Annotated in this window: 26 protein-coding genes and 1 tRNA gene; 19 read left to right on the forward strand and 8 right to left on the reverse strand. The window is 62.9% G+C overall.

Annotation, left to right across the window (positions count from 1 at the left end; genetic code table 11):
* Positions 1 to 172 precede the first annotated feature (172 nt).
* The 5 genes from ACTIGF_RS05200 to ACTIGF_RS05220 all read left to right on the forward strand — a co-directional run bounded on the left by ACTIGF_RS05200 (position 173) and on the right by ACTIGF_RS05220 (position 5174).
* Complete coding sequence (locus ACTIGF_RS05200) at positions 173 to 1585, forward strand: circularly permuted type 2 ATP-grasp protein (RefSeq protein ID WP_439635857.1); 1413 nt, start codon at positions 173 to 175, stop codon at positions 1583 to 1585.
* A 4-nt stretch (positions 1586 to 1589) separates the two neighbouring features.
* Positions 1590 to 2531 (forward strand): alpha-E domain-containing protein, encoded by a 942-nt coding sequence (locus ACTIGF_RS05205; RefSeq protein WP_439635858.1) that lies wholly within the window; start codon positions 1590 to 1592, stop codon positions 2529 to 2531.
* A gap of 3 nt (positions 2532 to 2534) precedes the next feature.
* Complete coding sequence (locus ACTIGF_RS05210) at positions 2535 to 3335, forward strand: transglutaminase family protein (protein ID WP_439635859.1); 801 nt, start codon at positions 2535 to 2537, stop codon at positions 3333 to 3335.
* 37 nt (positions 3336 to 3372) lie between these two features.
* A complete protein-coding gene (locus ACTIGF_RS05215; RefSeq protein WP_439635860.1) occupies positions 3373 to 4104 on the forward strand; it encodes a peptidase in 732 nt (243 codons plus the stop codon).
* 137 nt (positions 4105 to 4241) lie between these two features.
* Positions 4242 to 5174 carry a glutaminase gene (locus ACTIGF_RS05220; RefSeq protein ID WP_439635861.1) on the forward strand — a complete coding sequence of 311 codons (933 nt, stop codon included), beginning with the start codon at positions 4242 to 4244 and terminating at the stop codon, positions 5172 to 5174.
* A gap of 27 nt (positions 5175 to 5201) precedes the next feature.
* Here the strand turns inward: ACTIGF_RS05220 and ACTIGF_RS05225 are convergent.
* Positions 5202 to 5291: transfer RNA gene (locus ACTIGF_RS05225), tRNA-Ser, on the reverse strand.
* Positions 5292 to 5584: 293 nt separating this feature from the next.
* Between ACTIGF_RS05225 and ACTIGF_RS05230 the strand changes: the two genes are divergently transcribed.
* From ACTIGF_RS05230 to ACTIGF_RS05290, 13 genes are all read left to right on the forward strand, one after another.
* Positions 5585 to 6223, forward strand: a complete 639-nt coding sequence (locus ACTIGF_RS05230; RefSeq protein ID WP_439635862.1) for a 50S ribosomal protein L21 — start codon at positions 5585 to 5587, stop codon at positions 6221 to 6223.
* 35 nt (positions 6224 to 6258) lie between these two features.
* On the forward strand, positions 6259 to 6528 hold the full coding sequence (gene rpmA / locus ACTIGF_RS05235; protein WP_022700614.1) for a 50S ribosomal protein L27: 270 nt from the start codon (positions 6259 to 6261) through the stop codon (positions 6526 to 6528).
* 144 nt (positions 6529 to 6672) lie between these two features.
* Positions 6673 to 7260: a GNAT family N-acetyltransferase gene (locus ACTIGF_RS05240; protein WP_439635863.1), complete on the forward strand. Its 588-nt coding sequence runs from the start codon at positions 6673 to 6675 to the stop codon at positions 7258 to 7260.
* A 33-nt stretch (positions 7261 to 7293) separates the two neighbouring features.
* Complete coding sequence (gene obgE, locus ACTIGF_RS05245; RefSeq protein WP_439635864.1) at positions 7294 to 8355, forward strand: GTPase ObgE; 1062 nt, start codon at positions 7294 to 7296, stop codon at positions 8353 to 8355.
* A gap of 14 nt (positions 8356 to 8369) precedes the next feature.
* Positions 8370 to 9497 (forward strand): glutamate 5-kinase, encoded by a 1128-nt coding sequence (gene proB / locus ACTIGF_RS05250; RefSeq protein WP_439635865.1) that lies wholly within the window; start codon positions 8370 to 8372, stop codon positions 9495 to 9497.
* Complete coding sequence (locus tag ACTIGF_RS05255) at positions 9494 to 10096, forward strand: nicotinate-nucleotide adenylyltransferase (RefSeq protein WP_439635866.1); 603 nt, start codon at positions 9494 to 9496, stop codon at positions 10094 to 10096. Before proB ends, ACTIGF_RS05255 begins: the two co-directional genes overlap by 4 nt.
* Positions 10097 to 10154: 58 nt before the next feature.
* A complete protein-coding gene (gene egtD / locus ACTIGF_RS05260; protein ID WP_439635867.1) occupies positions 10155 to 11123 on the forward strand; it encodes an L-histidine N(alpha)-methyltransferase in 969 nt (322 codons plus the stop codon).
* A gap of 45 nt (positions 11124 to 11168) precedes the next feature.
* Complete coding sequence (rsfS, locus tag ACTIGF_RS05265; protein WP_022700620.1) at positions 11169 to 11558, forward strand: ribosome silencing factor; 390 nt, start codon at positions 11169 to 11171, stop codon at positions 11556 to 11558.
* A 24-nt stretch (positions 11559 to 11582) separates the two neighbouring features.
* Positions 11583 to 12056: a 23S rRNA (pseudouridine(1915)-N(3))-methyltransferase RlmH gene (rlmH, locus tag ACTIGF_RS05270; protein ID WP_430430873.1), complete on the forward strand. Its 474-nt coding sequence runs from the start codon at positions 11583 to 11585 to the stop codon at positions 12054 to 12056.
* Positions 12056 to 13312, forward strand: a complete 1257-nt coding sequence (locus ACTIGF_RS05275; protein WP_439635868.1) for a murein hydrolase activator EnvC family protein — start codon at positions 12056 to 12058, stop codon at positions 13310 to 13312. Before rlmH ends, ACTIGF_RS05275 begins: the two co-directional genes overlap by 1 nt.
* Positions 13313 to 13345: 33 nt before the next feature.
* Complete coding sequence (locus ACTIGF_RS05280; RefSeq protein ID WP_439635869.1) at positions 13346 to 14668, forward strand: S41 family peptidase; 1323 nt, start codon at positions 13346 to 13348, stop codon at positions 14666 to 14668.
* A 104-nt stretch (positions 14669 to 14772) separates the two neighbouring features.
* Positions 14773 to 15972 (forward strand): divergent polysaccharide deacetylase family protein, encoded by a 1200-nt coding sequence (locus ACTIGF_RS05285; protein ID WP_439635870.1) that lies wholly within the window; start codon positions 14773 to 14775, stop codon positions 15970 to 15972.
* Positions 15972 to 16457 (forward strand): RNA pyrophosphohydrolase, encoded by a 486-nt coding sequence (locus ACTIGF_RS05290; protein WP_439636650.1) that lies wholly within the window; start codon positions 15972 to 15974, stop codon positions 16455 to 16457. Before ACTIGF_RS05285 ends, ACTIGF_RS05290 begins: the two co-directional genes overlap by 1 nt.
* Here the strand turns inward: ACTIGF_RS05290 and ACTIGF_RS05295 are convergent.
* The 6 genes from ACTIGF_RS05295 to ACTIGF_RS05320 form a co-directional block, all read right to left on the reverse strand.
* On the reverse strand, positions 16454 to 16915 hold the full coding sequence (locus ACTIGF_RS05295; RefSeq protein WP_439635871.1) for a hypothetical protein: 462 nt from the start codon (positions 16913 to 16915) through the stop codon (positions 16454 to 16456). The two genes, ACTIGF_RS05290 and ACTIGF_RS05295, sit on opposite strands and share 4 nt — an antisense overlap.
* Before the next feature lie 79 nt (positions 16916 to 16994).
* Entirely contained in the window at positions 16995 to 17396 is a 402-nt protein-coding gene (locus ACTIGF_RS05300) for a F0F1 ATP synthase subunit epsilon (RefSeq protein ID WP_273020255.1), read from the reverse strand.
* Between the two features lie 83 nt (positions 17397 to 17479).
* On the reverse strand, positions 17480 to 18919 hold the full coding sequence (atpD, locus tag ACTIGF_RS05305) for a F0F1 ATP synthase subunit beta (protein WP_439635872.1): 1440 nt from the start codon (positions 18917 to 18919) through the stop codon (positions 17480 to 17482).
* Between the two features lie 69 nt (positions 18920 to 18988).
* A complete protein-coding gene (locus ACTIGF_RS05310; RefSeq protein ID WP_439635873.1) occupies positions 18989 to 19873 on the reverse strand; it encodes a F0F1 ATP synthase subunit gamma in 885 nt (294 codons plus the stop codon).
* A gap of 89 nt (positions 19874 to 19962) precedes the next feature.
* A complete protein-coding gene (gene atpA, locus ACTIGF_RS05315; protein ID WP_160092749.1) occupies positions 19963 to 21492 on the reverse strand; it encodes a F0F1 ATP synthase subunit alpha in 1530 nt (509 codons plus the stop codon).
* 3 nt (positions 21493 to 21495) lie between these two features.
* Positions 21496 to 22056, reverse strand: coding sequence for a F0F1 ATP synthase subunit delta (locus tag ACTIGF_RS05320; protein ID WP_439635874.1), 561 nt, complete (start codon positions 22054 to 22056; stop codon positions 21496 to 21498).
* A 370-nt stretch (positions 22057 to 22426) separates the two neighbouring features.
* On the opposite strand from ACTIGF_RS05320, the gene ACTIGF_RS05325 reads away from it, so the two are divergent.
* Positions 22427 to 23638, forward strand: coding sequence for an aspartyl protease family protein (locus ACTIGF_RS05325; protein WP_439635875.1), 1212 nt, complete (start codon positions 22427 to 22429; stop codon positions 23636 to 23638).
* Here the strand turns inward: ACTIGF_RS05325 and ACTIGF_RS05330 are convergent.
* Entirely contained in the window at positions 23635 to 25815 is a 2181-nt protein-coding gene (locus tag ACTIGF_RS05330; protein WP_439635876.1) for a primosomal protein N', read from the reverse strand. The two genes, ACTIGF_RS05325 and ACTIGF_RS05330, sit on opposite strands and share 4 nt — an antisense overlap.
* Positions 25816 to 25884 lie beyond the last annotated feature (69 nt).

Raw genomic sequence — 25884 nt, forward strand, 5'->3', positions numbered from 1 at the left:
GGCGCAATCAAAACCCACTTGATTGATACAGAATGGCTCTTGGTCATCAGTGCGCTCTAGCCAGATCAATTAATTTTCTGTTACGCTAAATGTCGTCTTAGAAATCTCTACAAGGAACAAAAATCAGTTTTGGGAGTTTTAGTAGGGATTTGGATTCTTCGAAGGAGACGCCGTGTTTTTCAACGAACTTCAGTCTGACGCTGGCGAGCCTCGGGAACCTTACAAAGATTACGTCAAATGGATGCAGACCCGAAACCTCGATTCACTGAGGGACAAGTCAAAAGAAGCGGATGAGTTTTTTCGTCGGACCGGGATCACATTCAACGTCTATTCCGAGGAAAAGGCGGATGAGCGTCTCATCCCTTTTGATCAGGTGCCCCGGATCATTTCGGCCAAGGAGTGGACGCGGCTCTCAAAGGGCATCGAGCAACGCGTCATCGCGCTCAACGCCTTCCTTCACGACATTTACCACGATCAGGAAATCCTGAAGGCCGGACGGCTTCCGCAAAGCCTGATCGCCAACAATGAAGCGTTTCTGCCCCAGATGATGGGGGTTGAGCCCGCTGGCGGCGTCTACACTCATATCGTGGGGGTCGACCTGGTCAGGACGGGGAAAAACGACTTCTACGTTCTTGAGGACAATGCTCGTACGCCCTCTGGCGTCTCCTACATGCTGGAAAACCGGGAAACCATGCTGCACATGTTTCCCGAGTTGTTCTCCAACATCAATGTTGCGTCGATTAGCGATTATCCGCGCAATCTGCGCCGTTCGCTGTCTCGCTGCGCGCCCGCAGCCTGCAAGGGTCAGCCGGTCATCGCCGTCCTCACCCCCGGCATTCACAACTCCGCCTATTACGAGCACGCCTTTCTGGCTGACCAGATGGGCGTGGAGCTGGTGGAGGGGCATGATTTGCGAGTGGTCGACGGCCGCGTCACCATGCGCACCACGCGCGGCTACACGCCCATCGACGTGATCTATCGCCGGGTCGATGACGAGTTTCTGGATCCGCTGAACTTCAATCCCGACTCCATGCTCGGCGTTCCGGGCATTTTCGACATTTATCGCGCCGGTGGGATCACCATCGCCAACGCGCCCGGCACCGGCATTTCCGATGACAAGGCGCTCTATTCCTACATGCCTGACATCATTGAGTTTTATACAGGCGCGAGCCCCTTGCTCAACAATGTGCCCACCTGGCGCTGCTCGGAACCGGACTCCCTCGCCCATGTCCTCGACAATCTTGAAGAGCTGGTCGTCAAGGAAGTGCACGGCTCGGGCGGGTACGGCATGCTGGTCGGACCGGCGGCGAGCAAGGCCGAAATTGCGGCCTTCAGAGACAAGCTCAAGGCGAATCCCGCAGGCTATATCGCGCAACCGACGCTCGCCTTGTCCACCGTGCCGATCCTGACCGAAGCGGGGCTGGCGCCGCGCCATGTGGATTTGCGCCCCTTTGTGCTGGTCTCGCCGAACGGGGTCGACATCACGCCGGGCGGTCTGACGCGCGTGGCCATGGAGGAAGGGTCCCTTGTGGTCAATTCCAGCCAGGGCGGCGGCACAAAAGACACCTGGATACTGGAGGACTAGGCCCATGCTGGGATCGACCGCAAACGGCCTGTTCTGGATGTTTCGCCAGCTTGAACGCAGCGAAAACACCGCTCGACTGATCGAGACCGGATTCCGCATGGCGTTGACCCGGCAAGCGTCCGGGCAGAATGAGTGGGCTTCAGTTGTCCGGACCGCCGGGTGCGAGGCTGCGTTTCAAGAGCGGCATGACGCCTTCAATGCGGAAAACGTGATCGATTTTCTGCTGCGTGATCCGGGCAATCCCGGCAGCGTTCTGTCGCTCTTCAAGGCTGCGCGAACCAACGCCCGCTCGGTCCGCACCGCCCTGACGCGCGAAGTCTGGGAGAGCACGAACGAAGCCTGGCTGGCCTTGCAGGACCTGCTGGCGCAGCCTGTGGACATGAGCGAATTGCCCAACGTTCTGGGCGCCATTCGCAAATCGAGCGCACTGGTGCGCGGCGCCTGGCATGGCACGGCGTTGAGAAACGACGTATTTCTGTTCGCCCGTCTGGGCACACGCATCGAACGTGCCGACAATACGGCGCGTATCCTGGACGTGAAATACTTCGTGCTTTTACCCTCTTCAGCAGCGGTCGGCTCATCGCTCGACAATGTGCAGTGGGAGACCATCTTGCGCTCAGCCTCGGCCGCACGCGCGTTCAATCTGCTTTATGGCGGCGACACCTCGCCAAGCAAGATCGCCGAGTTTCTGATTTTCAATCAGCAATTGCCCCGCTCGCTCCTGTATTGCTGCTGGGACAGTGTGCGCATTCTCGATGATCTGTCCCGCATGTATGGCGAGCCCAACACGGCCCAGGGCCTGGCGCGACCGCTGCTTGAATCGCTTGAGGCGGAGGAGATCAACTCGATTTTCAAAAGCGGTCTTCATGAATTTCTGGGCGAATTCATGAGCAAGAACAATGCGATCGGGCGTCAGATTGAAATCGATTTCAGATTTAACGAGTAATCCATGCGACTGAAGATCAGCCACACGACGCGGTATGAATATAGCCGTCCGGTCCCATACGCCCTGCAGCAAATCCGGTTGAACCCGCATTCCGGGCCGACGCAGACCGTACTCGACTGGTCGCTCGATCTCGGTGGAGCGTCGACAGAAGCCTGCTTCTCCGACCAGCACGGCAATGACGTGCGACTGCTCAGCGTGGAAAGAAACACGCAGTTCGTTGAAATCATCAGTACGGGCGAAGTCGAGACCACCAACACATCAGGCGTGTTCGGGCCGCATATCGGCCATGTCCCGCTATGGTATTACCTCACCCAGACCGAGCGGACCCGCCCGGGCCCTGCGCTGACGCAACTGATCGCCGAGTTCAGCCCGTCCGGAACAGACGCCCTGACGCGGTTTCATGATCTGCTGGGCTTTATCGGCGAGCATGTGGCCTATGACACCAGTTCGACGCATGCGGGCACGACCGCCGAAATCGCGGTCAGCACCGGCAGCGGCGTTTGTCAGGACCACGCCCAGATCTTCATCGCCATTGCGCGGGCGATGGGGTTCCCGGCGCGCTATATCAGCGGCTATTTGCTGATGACGGATCGCACCCAGCAAGAGGCCAGCCATGCCTGGGCGGAAGTGCATGTGGACGGGCTGGGCTGGGTCGGGTTTGACGTCTCCAACCAGATTTCGCCCGATGACAAATATGTTCGCATCGCGACCGGACTGGATTCCATGGAAGCCGCGCCCATCGCCGGTTTCGTCTACGGGGGCAGCGAAGAATTCATGATTGTCAGCGTACAGGTTCAGCAGTAACCCAAGTGAGCAATCTCCTCTCAGGAACCGAATCAACATGACCTATTGCGTGGGTATGCGCATCGATAAGGGCCTTGTTTTCATGTCGGATACCCGCACCAATGCAGGTATCGACAACGTCTCGACTTTCAAGAAGATGTTCGCCTGGTCAACGCCCGGAGAACGGGTCATCGTGATCCAGACAGCGGGCAATCTGGCGACCACGCAGGCGGTCATCAGCCTGCTTGAAGAGCGCATGAAAGCCCCGGCGGACCGCAATCCGGGCATTCTTGAAGTTCCCACCATGTTTCAGGTCGCAAAACTGGTGGGCGACACGCTCAAGGAAGTCGTGGCGGCGCAATCCGGACAGGGTCCTGTGGCGGATTCCGCCTTCAGCGCCACGATCATTGTCGGCGGACAGATCGCCGGCTCCGAACCGCGCCTCTTTCTGGTCTATCCGGAAGGCAATTTCATCGAAGCCACCGATGAAAACCCCTATTTCCAGATTGGCGAGACCAAATACGGCCGCCCGATCCTGCTGCGCGGATACGAGCCTCAGATGGACTTCACCGACACCGTGAAACTGCTCATGCTGTCCTTTGAATCCACGCTGCGCGCCAACCTCTCCGTCGGCATGCCGCTGGACTTGCTGACGTATGAAACGGACAGGCTGACCCTGGGTCAGGAACGCCGCATCACCAGCGACGATCCATATTTCCAGACCATCGCCGAAGCCTGGTCAGACTCCATCAAGGACTCCATCAAGGCCTTGCCCGATTACAAATTCTGAGCATCTGACTCAGCGGCCGGGTCCATACAGGCGCACGCCAGATCGGACAGGGCGCGATGATCCGGACACCGTGTTCTGAGATTCCTGTCGATCGACTATCGCACCCCCCTGGAGCCACGCCGAAAGAGTGATCGCACATGACACACCCCGATCTTGATCTCTCGTCCATTCTTGAAGAGTGCGCGAGCGAAGCCCGAAAGCAGATCGGACAGGGTCGCGTCGCCGATTACATCCCCGCCCTTGCGCGGATAAACCCTGACCAGTTCGGCATGGCAGTGTGCGGCGTCGACGGGACGGAATGGTCCACCGGAGACAGCGACACCTCGTTTTCGATCCAGAGCATCTCCAAGGTGTTCACATTGGCTCTGGCGCTGCAGTCGCCCGGCGCGGCGGGGGTCTGGGACCGGGTCGGACGCGAGCCGTCCGGTACGGCGTTCAATTCCCTCGTGCTCCTGGAATCAGAGCGGGGCTTGCCGCGCAATCCCTTCATCAACGCCGGGGCGATCGTCGTCACCGATGTGATCACCAGCCATTTCGTCAGCCCCGTGCTTCAGATCCTGGGACTGATCCGCAAATACGCCGACTGCGAACAGATCTATATCGATGAAGAGGTGGCCCGGTCCGAAGCGGAAAGCGGGCACCGCAATGCGGCGATCGCGCATCTGCTGAAAAGCCAAGGCAATCTGGAAGCGAGCGTCGAGGATGTCCTGGCGGCCTATTATCGCCAATGCTCCATCGCCATGACCTGCCGCGACGTCGCTCGGGCGTTCCTGCCGCTGGCGGCTGGCGGACGGCATCCGCTGACGGGTGAAACCGTGATGCCCGCCCTCCGGGCGAAACGCATCAACTCCCTGCTTCTGACATGCGGGCTTTATGACGGGGTCGGCAATTTCGCGTTCCGGGTCGGCATTCCGGCCAAATCAGGGGTGGGCGGCGGCATCGCCGCGGTCATCCCCGGCCATTTTGCGATCTGCGTCTGGTCGCCCGAGCTGGATGAGCTGGGCAACTCTCTGGCCGGAACCCGCGCGCTCGAAGTGTTCGCGAACGAAACCAATCTGTCGGTGTTCTGAGGGTCTGGGCGGAGCTCGAAAGAAAACTGGCGGAGAGAGAGGGATTCGAACCCTCGGAACGCTTGCGCGCTCAACGGTTTTCGAGACCGCCCCGTTCGACCACTCCGGCACCTCTCCGAACTCAGGGATGCGCGGTGTCGCAAAGGCTGGGGGCAAAATCAAGTCTCTTGGGCGCCGGGGCCTGAACCCGAAGAGCACGTTCATGCAGTTTGAGACCCGGCCCAGCGCCTTGCTGCGTTGACTCTTGCACACTCTTTTGTCTATATCGCGCGCTCTGCTCCCGCACGGACCTGTCCGATGCGGGGCTTTGCTTGTGAAACAACGCTGGCTCGCACCAAGAACCGGCGAAGAAAAAGGGCTCCGGTCTCGCGGCTTTCGCGGATACGGCTCCGAAACAAAGGAACACGATCATGTATGCAGTGATCAAGACCGGCGGTAAGCAATACCGCGTCTCCGAAGGCGACATCCTGCGCGTCGAGAAACTCAGCGCAGAAACCGGCGATGTCGTCGCGTTTGACGAAGTGCTGATGATCGGCGGCGAAGGCGATTCCCTCGTCGGCGCTCCGGCCGTGGACGGCGCTTCGGTGACCGCGAACGTGCTGGACATCCGCAAGGACAAGAAGATCAAGGTCTTCAAGAAGCGCCGCCGTCAGAACTATCGCCGCACCAAGGGCCACCGCCAGTGGATCGCGGTCATCTCGGTCGCAGAAATCCTGAAGCCGGGCACGAAATCCAAGCTGGACGCCAAGCCGGCCAAAGTGGCGGCTGACGAAGCGCCCGCTCCGGCCAAGAAAGCCGCTGCGCCGAAAGCTGAGAAAGCTGCGCCGAAAGCCAAGGCTGCGGCCGCCGCTTCCGACGACCTGACCCAGCTGACCGGTGTGGGCCCCGCCTACGCCGCCAAGCTGAACGAAGCCGGCGTGACCAGCTTCGCCCAGATCGCAGCCTGGACCGACGCCGAGATCGAGCACCTCGATGGCGAGATCTCTGGTCTGAAGACCAAAGCAGAAAAAGGCGACTGGGTCGCTGAAGCCAAAGGATTCGCTGGCTAAGCCACGCGACAACAGAACCTGAGAAGGAGAGCACCATGGCTCACAAAAAGGCAGGCGGTTCGTCACGTAACGGTCGCGACAGTGAAGGCCGGCGCCTCGGCGTCAAGAAATCCGGCGGACAAGCCGTGATTCCGGGCAACATCATCATCCGCCAGCGCGGCACCAAGTATTATCCGGGCGAGAATGTCGGCATGGGCAAGGATCACACCCTGTTCGCGCTGACCGAAGGTCGTGTGACCTTCCAGAAGAAAAAGCTCAACCGGACCTTCGTGTCCGTCGCTCCGCTCGCGGACGCAGCTGAATAGGGCGACACCGACCTCGTGATCGCCCATCCCGATGAGGGGCGATCCGGGCCGGACGGCCAAGTTTCAAGGGGAGACGGATCGCCGTCTCCCCTTTTTACGTTTGACGTCTCTCCCCGCCCAGTATTCGCGCCCGAGGAGGCCGATATGAGAGACATGCAGCCAGAACCTGAAGAGACGCCCGAGCATGAAGCGGGCGCAGTGAACACACCGGCGGCCTTTGCGGACATCCGCACCGAGCGCCTTGTTCTGCGTCCGCTCAAGATCGAAGACGCCGCCTGGGTCGGCCCCGAAAGCGCCCGCCCTGAAGTGTGCCGCATGACGAGCCGGGTTCCGGCGCAGAACCCGCCGCTGTTCGCGGAAGCGTTCATCTTGATCATGCGCGCACGGGAACAGATCACAGGCGACCTTGTGCGCGCTATCTGCGAAGCCGAGACCGGCAGCGCGGTGGGCGTGATCGGGCTGCACCCCCATGATGCGGGTTGGGAGCTGGGCTACTGGCTGATGCCTGCCGCCTGGGGGCAGGGCTATGCGACGGAAGCCGCGCAGGGGATGTGCGCCTGGGCGGACGAACACGCTCTGTCGCCGGTCACCGCCGGACACTTTGACGACAATCCGGCCTCTGGCCGGGTGCTGGAAAAAATCGGCTTCGCCTATACCGGCGAAACCCAAAACGCCTTCTCTTTCGGCCGCATGGCCAAGGGCCGTGTCCGCCAGATGAAAATGGCGGGCTAGCAGAGCCCTCAAGACAAAGATAAAAAGCAAGCCATGAAGTTTCTTGATCAAGCCAAAGTGTATGTGAAGTCCGGCTGGGGCGGCCCGGGATGCGTGTCATTCCGGCGTGAAGCCTATGTCGAGTTCGGCGGCCCTGACGGCGGCGATGGCGGCGATGGCGGCGATGTGTGGGTGGAGGCCGTGGAAGGGCTGAACACCTTGATCGACTATCGCTACCAGCAGCACTTCAAGGCCGAGCGAGGCCTGAACGGCGCCGGGCGCAACCGCACGGGCCGGGGCGGCGAAGACGTCGTTCTGCGCGTGCCGGTGGGCACACAGGTCTTTGACGAGGACAAGGAGACGCTGCTGGCGGACATGACCGTGCCCGGCCAGCGCGCCCTTCTGGCCAAGGGCGGCATTGGCGGCAAGGGCAACGCCCACTTTAAATCGAGCCGCAACCAGGCCCCGCGCATCTCCCAACCCGGCGAGCCGGGCGAGGAACGCGCCATCTGGCTGCGCCTGAAACTGATCGCGGACGCCGGCCTTGTGGGTCTGCCCAATGCAGGCAAATCCACGCTCCTCTCGGTGGCCAGCAAGGCCCACCCCAAGATCGCGTCCTATCCGTTCACCACGCTTCACCCCAATCTTGGCGTGGTGGAGATGGGCACCGGCAACCGCTTTGTGCTGGCTGATATTCCCGGCCTGATCGAAGGCGCCCATGAAGGCGCCGGCATTGGCGACCGTTTCCTGGGCCATATCGAGCGGTGCGCGCTCTTGGTGCATCTGATCGACGCCACCGGCGAAGATCCGATCGGCGCCTATGACACTGTGCGCCACGAGCTGGACGCCTATGGCGCCGGCATCACCGGCAAACGCGAGATCGTCGTGCTCAACAAGCTCGACGCCGCCGATGCGGACACGGTCGCTGAGCTGGACGCCGCCTTCAAGGAGAAGCTCGGCGTCACGCCCTATCACTTGTCCGGCGCCACGCGGGAAGGCCTCAAAGAGGTGCTCAAAGCCATCTGGGACGCCGTCCACGCCCGTCGTGAGGAAGAAAAGCGTCTCAAGGACGAAGCGGAACGCGAAGCGCGCGGCGAAAGCGGCTGGACGCCTTGAGCCTGAGCGCGCGCATGGCGGCGGCCCGACGGGTCGTCATCAAGGTGGGGTCGGCCCAGTTGATCGACCCCGCCAGCCTTGCGCCGCGTGAAGACCGGTTTGACGCACTGGCCGACGACATCGCCCGCCTGCGTCAGGCGGGTCAGGATGTGGTTCTGGTCAGCTCCGCCGCCGTGGCGCTGGGCCGCCCGCGCCTGGGTCTGAAACCAGGCCAGACCCTGACCCTGGAAGAAAAACAGGCCGCCGCCGCCGCGGGACAGGCCTTGCTGATCCAGCACTGGGACCGGGCGTTCGCGCGGCACGGCTTTCCGGCCGCCCAAGCCCTGGTCTCGCCTGCCGACATTGAATCGCGCCCGCGCTGGCTGAACGCCCGCAACACGCTTGAAACCTTGCTCAAGCTGGGCGCGGTACCCGTCATCAACGAGAACGACACCGTCGCCACCGAAGAACTGCGCTTTGGCGATAATGACCGGCTGGCGGCGCGCACCGCCCAGCTGGTGGGCGCGCAGCTCCTGATCATCCTGTCGGATGTGGACGGGCTGTATGACCGCGATCCGCGCGAAGATGGCGCCGCGCACATCCCCGAAATCACCGCCATCACCGCCGATATCGAGGCGCTGGCCGGTCCGGCGCGCAGCGAAGGCGCCGGCACGGGGGGCATGGCCAGCAAGATCGCCGCCGCCCGCATCGCGACGGCTGCAGGGTGTGACATGATCATCTGCCGTGGCGATCATCCCTATCGGGTTCAAGCGATTGCGAACGGCGCGCGCGCCAGCTGGTTTCACGCCCATGGCAATCCTGAAAGCGCGCGCCGCGCCTGGATTCTGGGAAGCCTGGCGCGGGACGGCGCGCTGGTGCTGGATGAGGGCGCAGCGATCGCCATCAACAAAGGCCGCAGCCTTCTCCCCGCAGGCGTCGTGGACGTGCAGGGCCGGTTTGAGCGTGGCGCTGCAGTGCGCCTGATCAGCCAATCGGGTCAGCGCCTTGGCGTCGGCGTGGTCGGATATGACGATCATGAAGCGCGCCAGATCGCAGGCCGCCAGTCTGACGAGATCACAGGCCTACTGGGCTATCGCCGCGGGGCGGCTCTGGTCCATGCGTCAGATCTTGTGCCTGACCTGAAAGACGGGGCGTCAAGGTGAGCCGGGCGCTGAAATCCGAATTGCTGCATGACGGCATGCGCGTCGGGCTTTACGGCGGCAGTTTCGACCCCGTCCACAAAGCGCACCGGCATGTGGCGCGGACGGCGCTGAAACGGCTGAACCTGGATCGCATCTGGTGGATGGTCAGCCCCGGCAACCCGCTCAAAACGCATGCGCCCGCCAGTCTTGACGACCGCGTCGCCGCGATCGAGCAGGCCATGCCTGAGCCCCGACACGTGATCTCGACGCTGGAGGCGCGACTGCACACCCGCACCACCATCGACCTGATCACGCAATTGCAGACCCGCTATCCGCGGGTGCATTTCGTCTGGATCATGGGCGCTGACGGGCTCAAGGACTTTCATCGCTGGAAAAACTGGCGCGCCATCGCCAAGCGCATCCCTATTTGCGTCATCGCGCGACCCGGCGATGCGATAAAGGCGCGGCTCTCTCCTGCGGCGCGGTATCTTGCACCCTCGCGCAAATGTGACAGGCGCGCGAAAACACTGGTCCTAGGTAATCCTCCGGGGTGGACTTACCTTACTGAGCCATTACATCCTGAAGCTTCACGCGTCATGCGTGCAAATGCTTCATCCTGACCCGCAGCCGCCACGCCTTGAGACCATGTCCAATGAGACCCTAGTCAAGGCTGGCGCCTTGGCGTTTTTCAAAGACTTGCAGCCTTCCGCCGCTGATTTTCGCGCGGATGTTCTCGCAGGTTTGCGCAAACCCCAGAAGGCGATTTCGCCGAAGTATTTCTATGACGCAGCGGGCTCGGCGATCTTTGACCGGATCACGCAAGCGCCCGAATACTATCCCACCCGCACCGAACTGGCCTTGCTGGAGCGGATCGGTCCGGAGCTGAACACGCTCGCCGGGTCCGGCGCAGTCGTGCTGGAGCCTGGCGCTGGATCAAGCGTGAAGATCCGTCAGCTTCTGGATGCGCTTGACCATCCGGCGGGCTTCGTCGGCATGGATATTTCGGGCGACCATGTCAAAGCCGCCTGCGCCGATATCGCGTCTGATCATCCCGACCTGACGGTCGGCGCGGTCTGCCATGACTTCACCCAGACGCTGGATCTGGGCGCGCTGATCATCCCCGAAGGCCGCCGGATCGTCTTCTTCCCCGGCTCCACGATCGGTAATTTCGAGCTGATTGACGCCCTGCATCTGCTCAAGACCCTGCGCGACTGGCTCAGGCCCGGCGACGCCCTTCTGATCGGCGTGGACCTGCGCAAGGACCCGTCCGTGCTGGAGGCCGCCTATGACGACGCAGGCGGCGCCACGGCGGATTTCAATTTCAATCTGATCCGGCGCATCAACGTTGAACTGAACGGCGATATCGACCCGTCTGCGCTGGCCTATCGCGCCTTCTGGAACCCGTACCGCTCACGGGTGGAAATGTATCTGCAAGCTCTGCGAGATCTTCATTTTACCGTGGCGGGGGAGCGCTTCGTGCTGCGTGAACATGAGACCATCCACACGGAAAACTCTCATAAATTCACTGTTGAGACCTTCCAGGATCTCGCGGTCAAAGCAGGCCTGGTCCCGGCCCATGTGTGGACTGAAGACGGCGCCTGCGCCTTCTCCATTCACTGGCTCGAACGTGGCGGCGAAACGTGCTAGGGTGCGGTTTGGTCAATTAAGGGAGCAAGGACTCTGTCCACCGAATTGCACAGCCGCCCCCATGGCGACGCTGACAGCGACTCTGGCGAACTCGCCCAGAGCACGCAGGATCTTGAAGCGCTGGTGTTGAACGCGCTGGATGACGACAAGGCTGAAGATGTCGTCGCCATCGATCTCACGGGCAAATCCTCCGTCACCGATGTGATGGTCATCGCCACGGGCCGGTCCAACCGCCATGTGGGCGCGATGGCTGACCATCTTGTCCGCAAACTCAAGGATTCCGGCCATGGCAATGTCGCCATTGAGGGCCTGAAGACCTGCGACTGGGTGCTGATCGACGCCGGCGACGTGATCGTTCACCTGTTCCGTCCCGAAGTGCGCAGCTTCTACGATCTGGAAAAGATGTGGTCTGTCTCGCCGGACGGAGCGTCTTAATCCGTCTGTATCTGAAAGCGTCCCATGCGCGTTGAGATTCGTGCGATCGGCCGGATCAAGGCCGGGCCCGAGCGCGAGCTTGTGGACCAGTATATGGACCGCGCCAACGGCGTTGGCCGATCTGTCGGCCTGGGTCCGGTGATCGAGCGCGAGCTTGATCCCCGCACGCTCAAGGACAAGACGGCCGAAACCCAGGCGCTGATCGCGGACCTGCCCGCCAGCGCTCTGGTCTTCGCCCTGGACGAAACCGGCAAACCCATGAGTTCGCTCGATTTCGCGCGCGCGGTTGAAACTGCGCGCGATGACGGCGCACGTGATCTGGTGTTTCTGATCGGCGGCGCGGACGGTCATGACCGCCCCGCCCTGCCCCAGGGCGCGCGCATGCTCAGTTTCGGCAAGGCCACCTGGCCGCACAAGCTGGTGCGGGTGATGCTGGCGGAACAGCTCTACCGCGCCGCCTCGGTTCTGGCGGGCGCGCCCTATCATCGGGAGGGGTGATGGCGTCCTCCTTGCTCTTCCTGGCTCTGAGCCTCGCCCTTCAGGCGCAGACCGCGCCCGAACCAGGCGAGGTAGATACGCTTGAGCAAGAGGCGGCTGAACTGCGTGAGCAGGCGCAGGCGCGCGCAGAAGAGGCTGAGGCCGCCCAGATCGCTATCGTCCGCCTGCAACAACGCCTTGTCGAGGCCGCCGGCCGGGTCGCGACCCGCGAGGCCGAGGTTGAAGCCGCGACCGAGCGTCTGCGGGCGCTGGAGCGCGAAGAGGCCGATCTTCTGGCGCGTTTGCGGGCGGAACGCGCGGACCTGGCCCGCGTCCTCGCCGCCTTGCAGCGCATCGAAATGTCAGACCCGCCCGCGCTGGCGGTGACGCCGGACGACGCCGCATCCGCCGCGCGCGCCGCCGGATTGCTGGCGCAGATCGCTCCGCAACTGGATGCGCGCGTCTCGGCGGTGCGAGAACGGCTGGCGGAGCTCGAAGCCTTGCGGCTCGCCCTGCAGGAGCAAACCCGCGCCCTGATCCAGGCGCGCGAAGCGCTTGGGGTCACCCGTGAGGAAGTCACCGCCCTGATCGAAGAGCGACGGGCCGCCGAAGCCGCATTGCGCGCCCAGGCCGATGACTTGTCCCAACGCGCCGCGCGGATCGCCGAACAAGCCGGCTCTCTGCGCGAACTGCTCGCCGACATCCGCCGTTTCGCCGCCGCTGATCCCAGACTGGCGCCGCGCCCTGACCCCCGTCCCGAACCGGCGCCGGGCATCCCTGTCCCGCGTCTCAGACCGGAACAGACGCCTGCAATCGCCATGGCGTCTTTGGTGGAGGCGCGCCCTGTTTCCGGCCCTGTAGAAACCTTGCGCTTCAGCGACACACGGGGCCGCCTGAGCCCGCCGGTTCGCGGTGAGCTGACCGTCAGCGCCGGCGATCGCGGCCCTGACGGGGTGCGCCGTGAGGGTATCTGGTTTGAGACCGGCTCACGCGCGCAAGTGACCGCCCCGTTTGACGGCGTTGTGGTCTATGCCGGGCCATTTCAGGGATTTGACGGTGTTTTGATGATCAATACGCCCGATGGGTACACGCTTATTTTAGGCGGTTTGGGTCTTATTTACGCCGTAGAGGGACAGTCTTTATTGGCAGGTGAGCCTGTCGGCGCCATGTCAGACCGTGCAAATCCGCCGCCAATGCTCTATCTGGAGATAAGACGCAGCACTGACGAAGCTGCTGACCCTGAGGATTGGCTTCGGCCCGAATTTCGCAGAGGCTAAGTCCTCGACCGCCGCGCTCTAAGGAAGACCACCATGCGTCTGCACATTATTGCTTCAGCTGTTCTGTTCGGCATCGGCGCCGCCACCCTGGCGGTGTCCGCCGAGGGCGAAGACACAAACAGCCGCGAAGCCACCTTCCGTCAGCTGGAATTGTTTGGCGATGTGCTCAGCCGGATCGAAGCCGATTACGTCACGGAGCCCGACAAGGCCGAGCTGATCGAGAGCGCGATTGACGGCATGATGCAGGCGCTTGATCCGCATTCGAGCTATCTGTCGCCCGACGACTTTCAGGACATGCAGGTCACTACGAGCGGCGAATATGGCGGCGTCGGCATCGAGGTCACCATTCGCGACGATCTGATCACCATCATCTCTCCCATCGCCGAGACGCCGGGCGAACGCGCCGGCCTTGAACCCAATGACCAGATCATCGCGGTGGACGGCGAGAGCATGATCGGCGCGAGCATGGATGACGCGGTCGAGCGCATGCGCGGCCTGGCCGGTGATCCGGTCGTTCTGACCATCCTGCGTGAAGGCGAGGAAGACCCGTTTGACGTGACGGTCGTCCGTGACCTCATCGAGGTCCGCGCCGCCTACTGGCGTATGGAAGAGGGCGACACGCCCTATCTGCGCATCACGACCTTTAACGAGAACACCACCGCCAACGCCATCACCGGGCTCAATGACCTGACCGAAGCCTATGGCGGGCCGCTGCCGGGTCTGATCCTGGATCTGCGCTCCAATCCGGGCGGTTTGCTGGATCAGTCGGTGACCGTGTCCTCGCTGTTCCTGGATGGCGGCGAAGTGGTCTCCACCCGCGGCCGTGATCCGCGCGACACGCGCCGCTATAACGCCGAGCTGGGCGACATGCTCAACGGCGCGCCGATCGTGGTGCTGATCAATTCAGGCTCGGCTTCGGCGTCTGAAATCGTCACCGGCGCCTTGCAGGACCGTGAGCGCGCGACGATCGTGGGCATGACCAGCTTCGGCAAAGGCTCGATGCAGACCGTGGTGCCGCTGCGCGGCGGCCGCGACGGCGCCCTGCGCCTGACCACGGCGCGCTATTACACGCCGGCAGGTCGCACCATCCAGGCCACCGGCATTGCGCCCGACATCGCCATCGCGCCGCGCCGCGTGGAGCAGGAAGAGGTGGAGGGTGTGAACACCTACGCCGAAGCCAGTCTGCGCAACGCGCTGGAAAACGAGACCGGCGCCGAGCGAGAAGAGCTGGAAAACGAGCTGTCGCACACCGAAATGCCGCCCGAAGACTGGGAAGACGGCGAAGATTACCAGCTGCACCGCGCCATCGAAATCCTGAACGCCATGATGAGCCGCGAGCAAGCCCAGCTGCAATAATCAACACAGCCTCAGGGCGGCTTCGTTAACGCTTCTTTACCGCAACCTCACGCAGGGTCGGGGCGAATCGTCCTCTTCCGGCGTTGAGCAAGCGGCACGCGTACATGGCCCGACTGCAATCTGATCGCTTTCCACTCAAAGCCCCGCTCCTGGCGGGGCTCGGGGTCGCGGCTGCGCTGATCGCAGGCGTGGCCGCCCTGACCTGGCTCGCTGGCGGTCCTGCACCGACTGTCAGCGCGAGCGCGGATATCAATGGTCAGCCCGCCGTTCTGGCTTCCGCTGATATTGCAGGCGGGCATGGAGACGGCCACGCTCCCTTCAGCGACGCTCAGACCGAAGAAGTCAGCCTGCCGGGCGTACGCGACACCGCAGACGCCCTGAGCACGCAAGAATCCGCCAGCGCGTCTCACCGTGCCGAGCCTGTCGCGCCCCCGGCTCCGCTTGAAGGCTTTTATGAGAACGGTCCTGGCGGTCCCTTGCCGATCATCAACGCCAGCGGCGTGCGCCCGGATCAAGCCTACGCTCTTGATTTTGATGGCGCTGCGGACGTGCCAACCGTCTCGGTCATCGTGGGCGGGCTGGGCCTGTCTGAAAGCCTGACCGCGCGCGCCATCGAAGTGCTGCCCGCCGAAGTGACGCTCAGCTTTGCGCCCTATGCCGATGATCTGCAGACCTGGATCAATCGCGCCCGGGCCGATGGTCATGAAGTGCTGCTCGAACTGCCCATGGAGCCGTTCGACTATCCCAATAACGATCCGGGCCCGCACACGCTTCTGGTGGACGCCAGTACGACGGAGAACTCACGGCGTCTGACCTGGCTGTTGTCCCGGACAGCCGGATATGTGGGTGTCGCCAACTATCTCGGCGCACGTCTGGGCGCCGCAGAAGGTCCGCTGACTGAAATCTTCACCGCCCTGGAAGATCGCGGTTTGAGCATTTTCCATGACGGCGCTGGACGCCGCGCCATTCTCAGCCAGGCCGGACGGCAGGCGCGCGCCCGCATGACCATCGCCGACCGCGTTGTGGATTCAGATCCCACCCCGCGCGCCATTGACGGTCGCCTTCTGGAGCTTGAAGCGCTCGCCCTGCAAAACGGGACCGCCCTGGGCTCAGGCTTCGCCTATCCGGCCACAGTCGACACCGTGGCGGCCTGGGCGGACGGTCTGGAAGGCCGTGGGTACCAGCTGGCCCCGGCGAGCTTCGTCATGGGGATCCGCAGCCCTGTCGAGACCAGCAGTCCAGCAGCTTCCGAAGATCACGGCGCGGCAAATGACCATGCGGACCCGCATGGGGACACGCACTGATCATGAGCGCCGCGTATCCCGAGCACCGCCCCAATGTGGGCCTCGTCCTGTTTAATGCCGAGGGCAAGGTCTGGCTAGGCAAGCGCTATGGCGCGGACGAGCCCTGGTGCTGGCAGTTTCCCCAAGGCGGCATGGATGAAGGCGAGACGCCTGAAGAAGCCGGCTTGCGCGAGCTTTATGAAGAGACCGGCGTAACCACCGACCTCATTAAGCCGCTGGGCAGCATCGGTGATTGGCTCACCTATGACTTCCCGCCCGAGGTTCTGGCGCAGCGGAAAAAGAACCGCTGGCGGGGCCAGAAACAGCGCTGGTTCGCCTATCGCTATCTGGGAACAGACGCCGAGTTTGATCTTACGGCCGTGCCGCCGCAGGAGTTCTCCGAGTTTCGCTGGGTGGCCCTTGAGACCACCCCGCAGCTGATCATTCCGTGGAAGCGGGATGTGTATGAGCGTGTGGCGGAAGCGTTCGCCGCGTTCAGCGCCTAGTCACCCGCCGCCAGCTCTACAACACGCACGGAGTTCCCGCGCCGGAACAGACCGAAGGAGACGTTGACGGTGTTGTGGACCACAGCGCGCCCCTCGGCCCGCAAGCGCGTCTCCACCTCTCGCACCACGCGCAGATTGTCGTTCCAGGCGCCCATGACGCAGACCGTCTCGCCATCACGCTGGCCCGTCCAGAGAGACAGGCCCCCTGCGTGAGCCAGGACCAAGGCCTGCTCGGACACCGTGATGTCCCGCCCGTCCACGGGGAAATCAAAGTCCGCCAACGTCACGCCGATCTCTTCGGCGGCGCCCTCAAGACCCTGAGGTCCCAACGCGGTCTCACACAACGCGATCATCTGGTTGGCCAATGCATTCGGGTCTGCATCCTGGATCGCCCAGGCCGGCGCGCTGAACGCAGTGAGCGCCAGTGCGGCGAAAGACAGACAAGCAGAACGCGTCATCATCAGTCCTCTAAAAGAAAAACCCTGCGCACAGTGTGCACAGGGTTTCCCAAAGCCTCTAATGACAGGGCTTCACTCTTTAGTGAGACAGCTCGCTCAGCAACGCCTGGAACTTCTCGATGCGGGCTTCAGCCTCGTGACGCTCTTCGTCATTGCGCGCCTGGCCCAGATCTTCCCGCGCTTCGGTCAGCGATTTTGAGACCGCGTCCGCATCCACATCCGCCAGATCAATCGCTTCTTCAGCCAGAATGGTCAGGCCGTTCGCGGTGACTTCCGCAAACCCGCCGCGGATGAAGGTGCGGGTGACGTCAGACCCGGAATGAACCGCGATCGCGCCGGTGCGGATGGTCGACATGAAGGGCGCGTGGTTCGCCAGCACACCAAAGTCGCCTTCGGTTCCCGGAACCACGACCATGTCCACCTCGCCCGCGAACACGCGGCGCTCAGGCGAAACGAGGTCAAAGTGCAGCTTGTCAGCCATGGGCCGATCCTTGCGTCAAATACGCTCGCCCGAAAGCGAGCTGGTCGCTGGCGCATCCAAGAGGACGCGCCAGCTGAACAGTCTTACGCGGCGTCAGCGGCCAGTTTCTCGGCCTTTTTGACGGCGTCTTCGATGGTGCCGACCATGTAGAAGGCCGGTTCCGGCAGGTGATCGTAATCGCCGTCGCACAGGCCTTTGAAGCCTTTGACGGTGTCTTCGATCGGCACCTGGATGCCCGGGGAGCCGGTGAAGACTTCAGCCACGTCGAACGGCTGGGACAGGAAGCGCTCGATCTTACGCGCGCGCGCCACGACCAGCTTGTCCTCTTCAGACAGCTCGTCCATGCCCAGGATGGCGATGATGTCTTGCAGAGCCTTGTAGCGCTGCAGGATTTCCTGCACGCGACGGGCGGTCTGATAGTGCTCTTCGCCGACGATGCGCGGCTCGAGGATCCGCGAGGTGGAGTCCAGCGGGTCCACAGCCGGGTAGATGCCCTTTTCGGCGATCGAACGGTTCAGAACCGTGGTCGCGTCCAGGTGGGCGAAGGTGGTGGCCGGAGCCGGGTCAGTCAGGTCATCGGCCGGCACGTACACAGCCTGCACCGAGGTGATGGACCCCTTCTTGGTGGAGGTGATGCGTTCCTGCAGCGCGCCCATGTCGGTGGACAGGGTCGGCTGATAGCCCACGGCGGACGGGATGCGGCCCAGCAGCGCGGACACTTCAGCGCCGGCCTGGGTGAAGCGGAAGATGTTGTCCACGAAGAACAGCACGTCCTTGCCTTCCTCATCGCGGAAATATTCCGCCTGAGCGAGGCCGGACAGCGCCACGCGAGCACGTGCGCCCGGCGGTTCGTTCATCTGGCCGAAGACCAGCGCGCAACGCGAGCCTTCTGCAGAGCCGTTGTTTTCCTTCGGATCCACGTTCACGCCGGATTCGATCATCTCGTAATAGAGATCGTTGCCTTCGCGGGTCCGCTCACCGACGCCGGCGAACACGGAATAGCCGCCGAACAGCTTGGCGATGTTGTTGATCAGTTCCTGGATCAGCACCGTCTTGCCGACGCCTGCGCCGCCGAACAGGCCGATCTTGCCGCCCTTGGCGTAGGGGCACAGCAGGTCGACGACCTTGATGCCGGTCGGCAGGATTTCAGCCTCGGTGGACTGCTCTTCAAACGCCGGAGCCGAACGGTGGATCGGCGCCATCATGGCGGCGTCCACAGCGCCGGCTTCGTCGATCGGCTCGCCGGTGACGCTCATGATGCGGCCCAGCGTGCCCGGACCGACCGGAACCATGATCGGGGAGCCGGTGTCGGTGACTTCCGAACCGCGCTTCAGACCCTCGGTGGCGTCCATGGCGATCGTACGCACCACGTTCTCGCCCAGATGGGCCGCCACTTCCAGAACCAGCTTCTGGTCACCATTTTTGGTTTCCAGAGCATTCAGGATATCCGGAAGACCGCCTTCGAACTCTACGTCCACGACGGCGCCGGTCACCTGCGCGATACGGCCTTTGAGCTTGCTCATCGTCTCAGCCTCTTTTCCAAACCTTGCAAGGCGCCGCGCCCGGTCGCCTGTCGTTTAAACCGTGGTGCGCTACACCGCCTCGGCGCCGGAGATGATCTCGATCAACTCCTTGGTGATTTTCGCCTGGCGGGAGCGGTTGTATTGCAGATTAAGCTTGTCGATCAGTTCGCCGGCGTTGCGGGTCGCAGAATCCATGGCCGCCATCTTGGCGCCCATTTCACCCGCGGCGTTTTCCAGCAGCGCCGAGAGAATGACCGTGTCCACATAACGCGGCAGCAGAACCTCGAGGATGCTCTCCTCGTCGGGCTCATAGCTGTAGATCGCGCCTTTGAGATCGGGACGTTCAACAGTGTCGTCGATGGCGTCGCGCGCCGGGATCAAGACCTGAGCGCGGGGCTTCTGGCTGATCACGGAGACAAATTCCGAGCTGATGACTTCACAGACATCAAACTCGCCCGCCTCGAACAGGGTGCGGATCTTGTCGCCGACCATCGCCGCCGTCGAGCCGTCGATCTTCTTCACATCTTTAAGCTCGATGCGATCAACGATCTTGTCGGCGTGCAGGCGCTTGAGGGCTTCATAGCCCTTCTTGCCGACGGTCAGAACCTTGACCGTCTTGCCCGCGCTGACCAGCGCCGAGATGCGCTCACGCGCCAGGCGCGCAATATTGGTGTTGAAGCCGCCGCACAGGCCGCGGTCCGCAGAGGCGACGACGAGCAGATGGACATCGTCCTTGCCCGTGCCGACCAGCAGACGCGGCGCGTCCGGGCCTTCCATGGCCGATGACAGATTGGCCATCACCGCCGCCATACGCTCGGCGTACGGACGTGCAGCTTCCGCCGCCTCCTGCGCCTTGCGCAGTTTGGCCGCGGCGACCATTTGCATCGCCTTGGTGATCTTCTTGGTCGATTCGACCGAGTTGATCCGGTTTTTCAGCTCTTTAAGGCTGGCCATTATTCGTCCTCAGCCCAAACGCGTGGTCCTGTCAGGTCAAACCTTTCCAGGACGTGGGACAGGTTGGGCGCGCCGAAGCGCGCCCGCCCTTATGCGAAGTTCGCCGTGAAAGTCTGCAGCGTCGCTTTCAGCGCCGCTTCGGACTCGTCAGACAGCTTTTTGGTGTCACGGATCGCCGCCAGAAGATCGGCTTTCTCTGCGTGCAGGTGACGCAGCAGCTCTTCTTCATAACGACCGATCGCGGACACTTCGATCTTGTCCAGATAACCGCGGGTGCCGGCGTACATGACGCAGGCCTGCTCTTCCATGGACAGCGGGCTGAACTGAGGCTGCTTGAGCAGCTCGGTCAAACGCGCGCCGCGGGCGAGCAGTTGCTGGGTGGCCGCGTCCAGGTCGGAACCGAACTGGGCGAAGGCCGCCATTTCGCGATACTGAGCGAGTTCGCCCTTGATCTTGCCGGCCGCGACCTTGGTGGCTTTGGTCTGAGCGGCGGAGCCCACGCGGGACACCGACAGACCCACGTTCACAGCCGGGCGGATGCCCTGGTAGAACAGGTCGGTTTCCAGGAAGATCTGACCGTCGGTGATCGAGATCACGTTGGTCGGGATGTAGGCGGACACGTCATTGGCCTGGGTTTCGATGATCGGCAGAGCCGTCAGCGAGCCTGAGCCATGATTTTCGTTGAGCTTCGCCGCGCGCTCCAGCAGACGGGAGTGCAGGTAGAACACGTCGCCCGGATAGGCTTCGCGGCCCGGCGGACGGCGCAGCAGCAGCGACATCTGACGGTACGCCACAGCCTGCTTGGACAGGTCATCATAGATGATCAGGCCGTGCATGCCATTGTCGCGGAAATATTCGCCCATGGCGCAGCCGGTGAACGGCGCCAGGAACTGCATCGGCGCCGGGTCGGACGCGGTCGCGGCGACCACGATGGAGTATTCCATCGCGCCGTTTTCCTCGAGCGTCTTGACGACCTGGGCCACGGTGGAGCGCTTCTGGCCGACCACGACATAGACGCAGTACAGCTTCTGGCTCTCGTCATCACCCTGGTTCAGTTGTTTCTGGTTCAGGATGGTGTCGATGGCGATGGCGGTTTTGCCGGTCTGGCGGTCGCCGATGATCAGTTCGCGCTGGCCGCGGCCGACGGGGATCATCGAGTCGATCGCCTTGATGCCGGTGGCCATCGGTTCGTGAACCGATTTACGCGGCAGGATGCCCGGCGCTTTCACGTCGACGATGCGACGCTCAGCGGCGTCGATCGGGCCCTTGCCGTCAATCGGCTCGCCCAGCGCGTTCACGACACGGCCCAGAAGGCCTTTGCCGACCGGGGTGTCCACGATGGAGCCCAGACGCTTGACGGTGTCGCCTTCCTTGATGCCCCGGTCGTCGCCGAAGATCACGCAGCCGACATTGTCGCGCTCGAGGTTCAGGGCCATGCCCTTCACGCCGCCCGGGAACTCCACGAGTTCGCCGGCTTGCACTTCGTCAAGACCGTAAACACGAGCGATACCGTCGCCCACGCTCAGCACCTGACCAACGTCGGAAACGTCAGCCTCTGCGCCGAAGTTCTTGATCTGCTCTTTCAGGATCGCGGAGATTTCCGCCGCCCGGATATCCATGGCCTACGCCTCTTTCATCGTGTTGCGCAGCCCCTCCAGCTTTGTACGGAGGGAGGAGTCAAACATGCGCGAACCGACCTTCACGATCAGTCCGCCCAGGATGTCGGGCCGCACGTCTGTGCGAATGTCCACATCCTGGCCCAATGCGGTTTTTAAGGCCGCGGTCAGTTCTTTCAGCTGCGTTGCGGTCAGCTCATCAGCGGTGGTGACTTCAGCCGAAGTCGCCCCGCGTTTACGCGCCGCAAGCACCTTGAAGGCGCGCAGCATGTCTTTGATATCGCCCGCACGGCCATTACCGGCCGTGACGGCGATAAATTTCTTGGTCAGGTCCTGGGCGCCCAGCTTTTCAGCCAGAGCAGAGAGCACAGCTGCTTTTTCAGCCGCGCCATACAGCGGGCTGTTCAGGGCGTCGCGAAGATCAGCCGAGTCCGACAGCACCGCGCCAAGCGCGTCCACATCGGTCTCGACAGCTTCTTGCACGCCCGCCTCTTCGGCCAGGTCGAACAAGGCGCGCGCATAGCGCTCGCCAGCCTCGCTCATGATCGCATTATCGACGGTGGTCACCGTTCTGCGCCGCTTTCTTCTCGTGATGTGCGTCCAGACCCCACCAGTGCGGCATTGCCCAAACGCTTGAAGGAACTTGGCTTCTTGTCAGACACACGAGAGTTAACGCCACGCATGTCTCACAGCCCGGCGCCGAACTAGCACAGGGGTGCGCGCCCGGCAACACCAAGGAGTGCGTGAAATAACCTCCTTCTGCGTCGCATGCTCTCCCCAGAGAGCCCAAACCTCCGTCAAAGCTCTGTTCACCCCCCACTGGACGCTCCCAAAAATTAAGTTGAGTCTGTATGAACCCGAATTCATGGGACCTGGTCTTGATGCTCCGCTAGCGTCTACGGCTACACCCGCTTCCGTCGATGCAAGGATGAGGATCATGACGCTTTCCGCAGTCGCCGTGATGACGCTCACCGTGACAGCCAGCCTGATGCAGGGCGCTACGCCCCAGGAGGCCTTCCAGCGCGAAATACGTATCGAACGTAGCGCCGAGGTCAGCGAAATCGGCTTTGACTGGCGTCTCCACAAGCTGTTTATCGCGGCTGATGTGAACGGCCGGTCAGGCGACTTCATCTTCGACACCGGTTCGCCCACCATCCTCTCTCGAGAACGCGCGGAATCGCTCGACCTGGAAATCATCGGCCAGAACACCGGCCGGGACGCCCACGGCGCAGAGGTCGTCATGGACATTGCTGTCCTCGACACGATCACGCTGGGCGAGGTGGTCTTTCACGACGTCCCCGTTCTGGTCTTTGACTTCAATACGCTGAGCCAGGGCGCTTGCTTCATGCGCGACGGCGTAATCGGTTCTGAAATCCTGAGAGGCAGCGCGTGGCGAATCGACCTGTCGCGACAAACTCTCTCTATCGCCGCAGACGCAAACGCCTTTCCCACGCTCTCGCCCGGACCAGAAGGCGCGCTTCATGACTTTGGCTATCCACACATGCCGGTTATCGACTACGCCGTAGGTGATATGAACGACAAGGCGCTCTTTGACACCGGGTTCGGCGGTGAGCTCGCTCTCTTTCAACAGGCGGCGGAAACGCCAGCTGTCCAGCAACGCATTGTTCCGGGCAGTCTTGAAACCGGGCACGGCCGCGCCGGGGAGTCCGCTGGCGGCTGGTCTGAACCTGAACCGCTCACACGCGCCCATCTGGACGGGGTGAGAGTGGGCGGAGATGATTTGGCCCGCATTTCGTCTGATCTTCGCCCGATCGCTCCCACGCTGTTCGGCGCCGGGCTTCTGAAGACCTATGTGGTGACGCTCGATTACCCAGGAGCCCAGATCAGCCTCAACCCGCTGGCCGACCCTCTGATGGCAAGCCCTCCGCAAGACTTCTCTATCGCGCTTGTGGGCGACCAGGCCGAGCTCGTCCGGCTGTACGAGGACACGCCAGCGGCGCACGCTGGACTACAAGTGGGTGATGTCGTTCTGTCCGTGGACGGACGCAGCCTTGAGACCCAATCCGCCGCCGCCCGATGCGAAACCGCGCTTTGGCTCTCAGATGAACTCAATGTGCAATCCGTCCAGACCCTGACGGTTTGGCGCAATGGCCAAGCGAGTACCGTCGCCCTGAGCCAAGAGCCTTAAAGAAACGAATACGGCTCGATATCGAGCACGACACGCACCGCAGACGGAGGTTTCATCCGGCCCATCCAGGCGCGCATGAAAGCGGAGACATCCACATTCCTTGGCGCCTGCACCAGAAACCGCCGCCGCCAGCGCCCGCGCACCACGCCCAAAGGCGCTTCGGCGGGGCCGAACACCTGCACCCCGTCAGACACCGGCGCAGCGCGGGCGATCAACTGGCAGGCGTCATCAAGCTGCGCCGGGTCGGGACCAGAGACGATGAGCGCCGCAAGGCGGCCAAAGGGCGGCAGGCCCAGCATTTCGCGCATCATGCGCTCCGCGGCGAGGAAGCCGTCCCGGTCTCCATTGGCCAGCGCCTGCAGCGCTTCGTGTTCGGGATTCCAGGTCTGCAAGATCGCCCGGCCCGGCCGGTCTGCGCGTCCGGCGCGCCCCGCCGCCTGCACCAAAGTCTGATAGGTGCGCTCGCCGGCGCGCAAATCCCCGCCTGCGAGCCCCAGATCAGCATCCACCACGCCCACCAGCGTCAAATGAGGAAAGTTGTGGCCTTTCGCAGCGATCTGGGTGCCGACCAGAATGTCGATCTCACCGTCTTCCATGCGCTGTACGATGGAGCGCACATCATCGCCGTTCTGGGCGGTGTCGGAGGAAAACACCTCCACCCGCGCTTCGGGGAATCGCTGACGCGCTTCTTCGGCCACCCGCTCCACGCCCGGCCCCACCCCGATCAGCGAGTCCAGCGCGCCGCACTCAGGGCAGGCTTTGGGCTTGGGCATGGAAAAGCCGGTGACATGGCAGACCAGCCGCCCGGTATAGCGATGCTCCACCAGCCAGCGGTCCGCCTCGGGGCTTTTCATCTTGTGCCCGCAGGCCTTGCACAAAACCAGCGGGGCGAAGCCGCGACGGTTGAGATAGAGCATGGCCTGCTCACCACGCGCGAGCGTCTCGGCCACGGCTTTGTGCAGCGGCGGCGACAGCCATTCGCCCTTCTCAGGCGGGTTTTCACGCAGGTCCAGAAGCTCGATATCAGGCAATACCGCGCCGCCGGCCCGGCTCGGCAGCACCACATGCACATACCGCCCAGCCTCGGCGTTCACGAGGCTTTCAAGCGAGGGCGTGGCGCTGGCGAGCACGCAGACCGCGCCCTGCAGCTTGGCGCGCGCCACCGCCAGATCGCGGGCGTTATAGGTGAGGTTTTCATCCTGTTTATAGGTCGGATCGTGCTCCTCATCGACGATCACGCCGCGCAGATTGGTGAACGGCAGAAAGATCGACGAGCGCGCTCCGGCGACGATCTTCGCCCGGCCAGACGCCACTTCACGCCAGGTGCGGCGACGCTCCTTGTCCGCAAGGCCTGAGTGCCACAAAGCAGGCTCGACCCCGAAGCGGTCCTTGAACCGCTTGGTCACCGCCTGGGTCAGCGCAATCTCAGGCAGCAGCACCAGAATTTGCGCTTCGGGCTCGCGCCGCATCAGCTCGGCGATGGCCTCGAAATACACTTCGGTCTTGCCCGACCCGGTCACGCCATCGAGCAGCGCCGCCTGAAACCCGCCCGCCGCCACCAGACGGCGCAAGGTCGAAGCCGCCTCCGCCTGAACCGGGTTGAGTTCGATGCCCTCCTTATACGGATCAGGCGCCTCAAACGGCGGATCAACCGGCGCCTCTTCCGCCCGCAAACCGCCCGCCTCGGCGAGCCCTTTCACGACGGACGCGGACACGCCCGCACGGCGCCCTAGCTCGGCAGCGCTGGCGGGGCCTTGCTCCACAGCGTCCAGAACAGCGCGCCTCGCCGGGGTCAAACGAATGAGGGTCTGGCCGGTGGAATGATAGAGCGTCTCGGTGGGTGAAGGTTTGAGCGCGCCCGGGCTTCGGAGCACCGCGCGCAAAACGACGCCGGGCGGCTCCACCAGATAGCGCGCCGCCCAGTCGATGAACTCGCGCATGGAGGCGCTGAGCGGAGGCCCGCCGCGCAGATCATCGAGAGGTTTCAGCGTGCGCTTGCCGTCATCAGGGCCCACATCCCACACCACGCCCGGCGCGCTGCGCTTGCCCAGCGGCGCCAGCACATGATCGCCGGGCTTCACGCGCACGCCCTCTGGAACCGCATAGTCAAACGGTTCGGGCAAAGGCATCGGAAACAGGACCGAGGCGCGTTGCGGGGATGGGGCGGCGTCGCTCACCGGCAGGCTGATCCTTTCAAGGTTTGATTCTGGTTCAGTCTAACAAAGCGCAGGCCGAACGCCTCAGGG

Origin of the sequence: Oceanicaulis sp. (assembly GCF_051859625.1) — a bacterium.
GTDB lineage: Bacteria > Pseudomonadota > Alphaproteobacteria > Caulobacterales > Maricaulaceae > Oceanicaulis.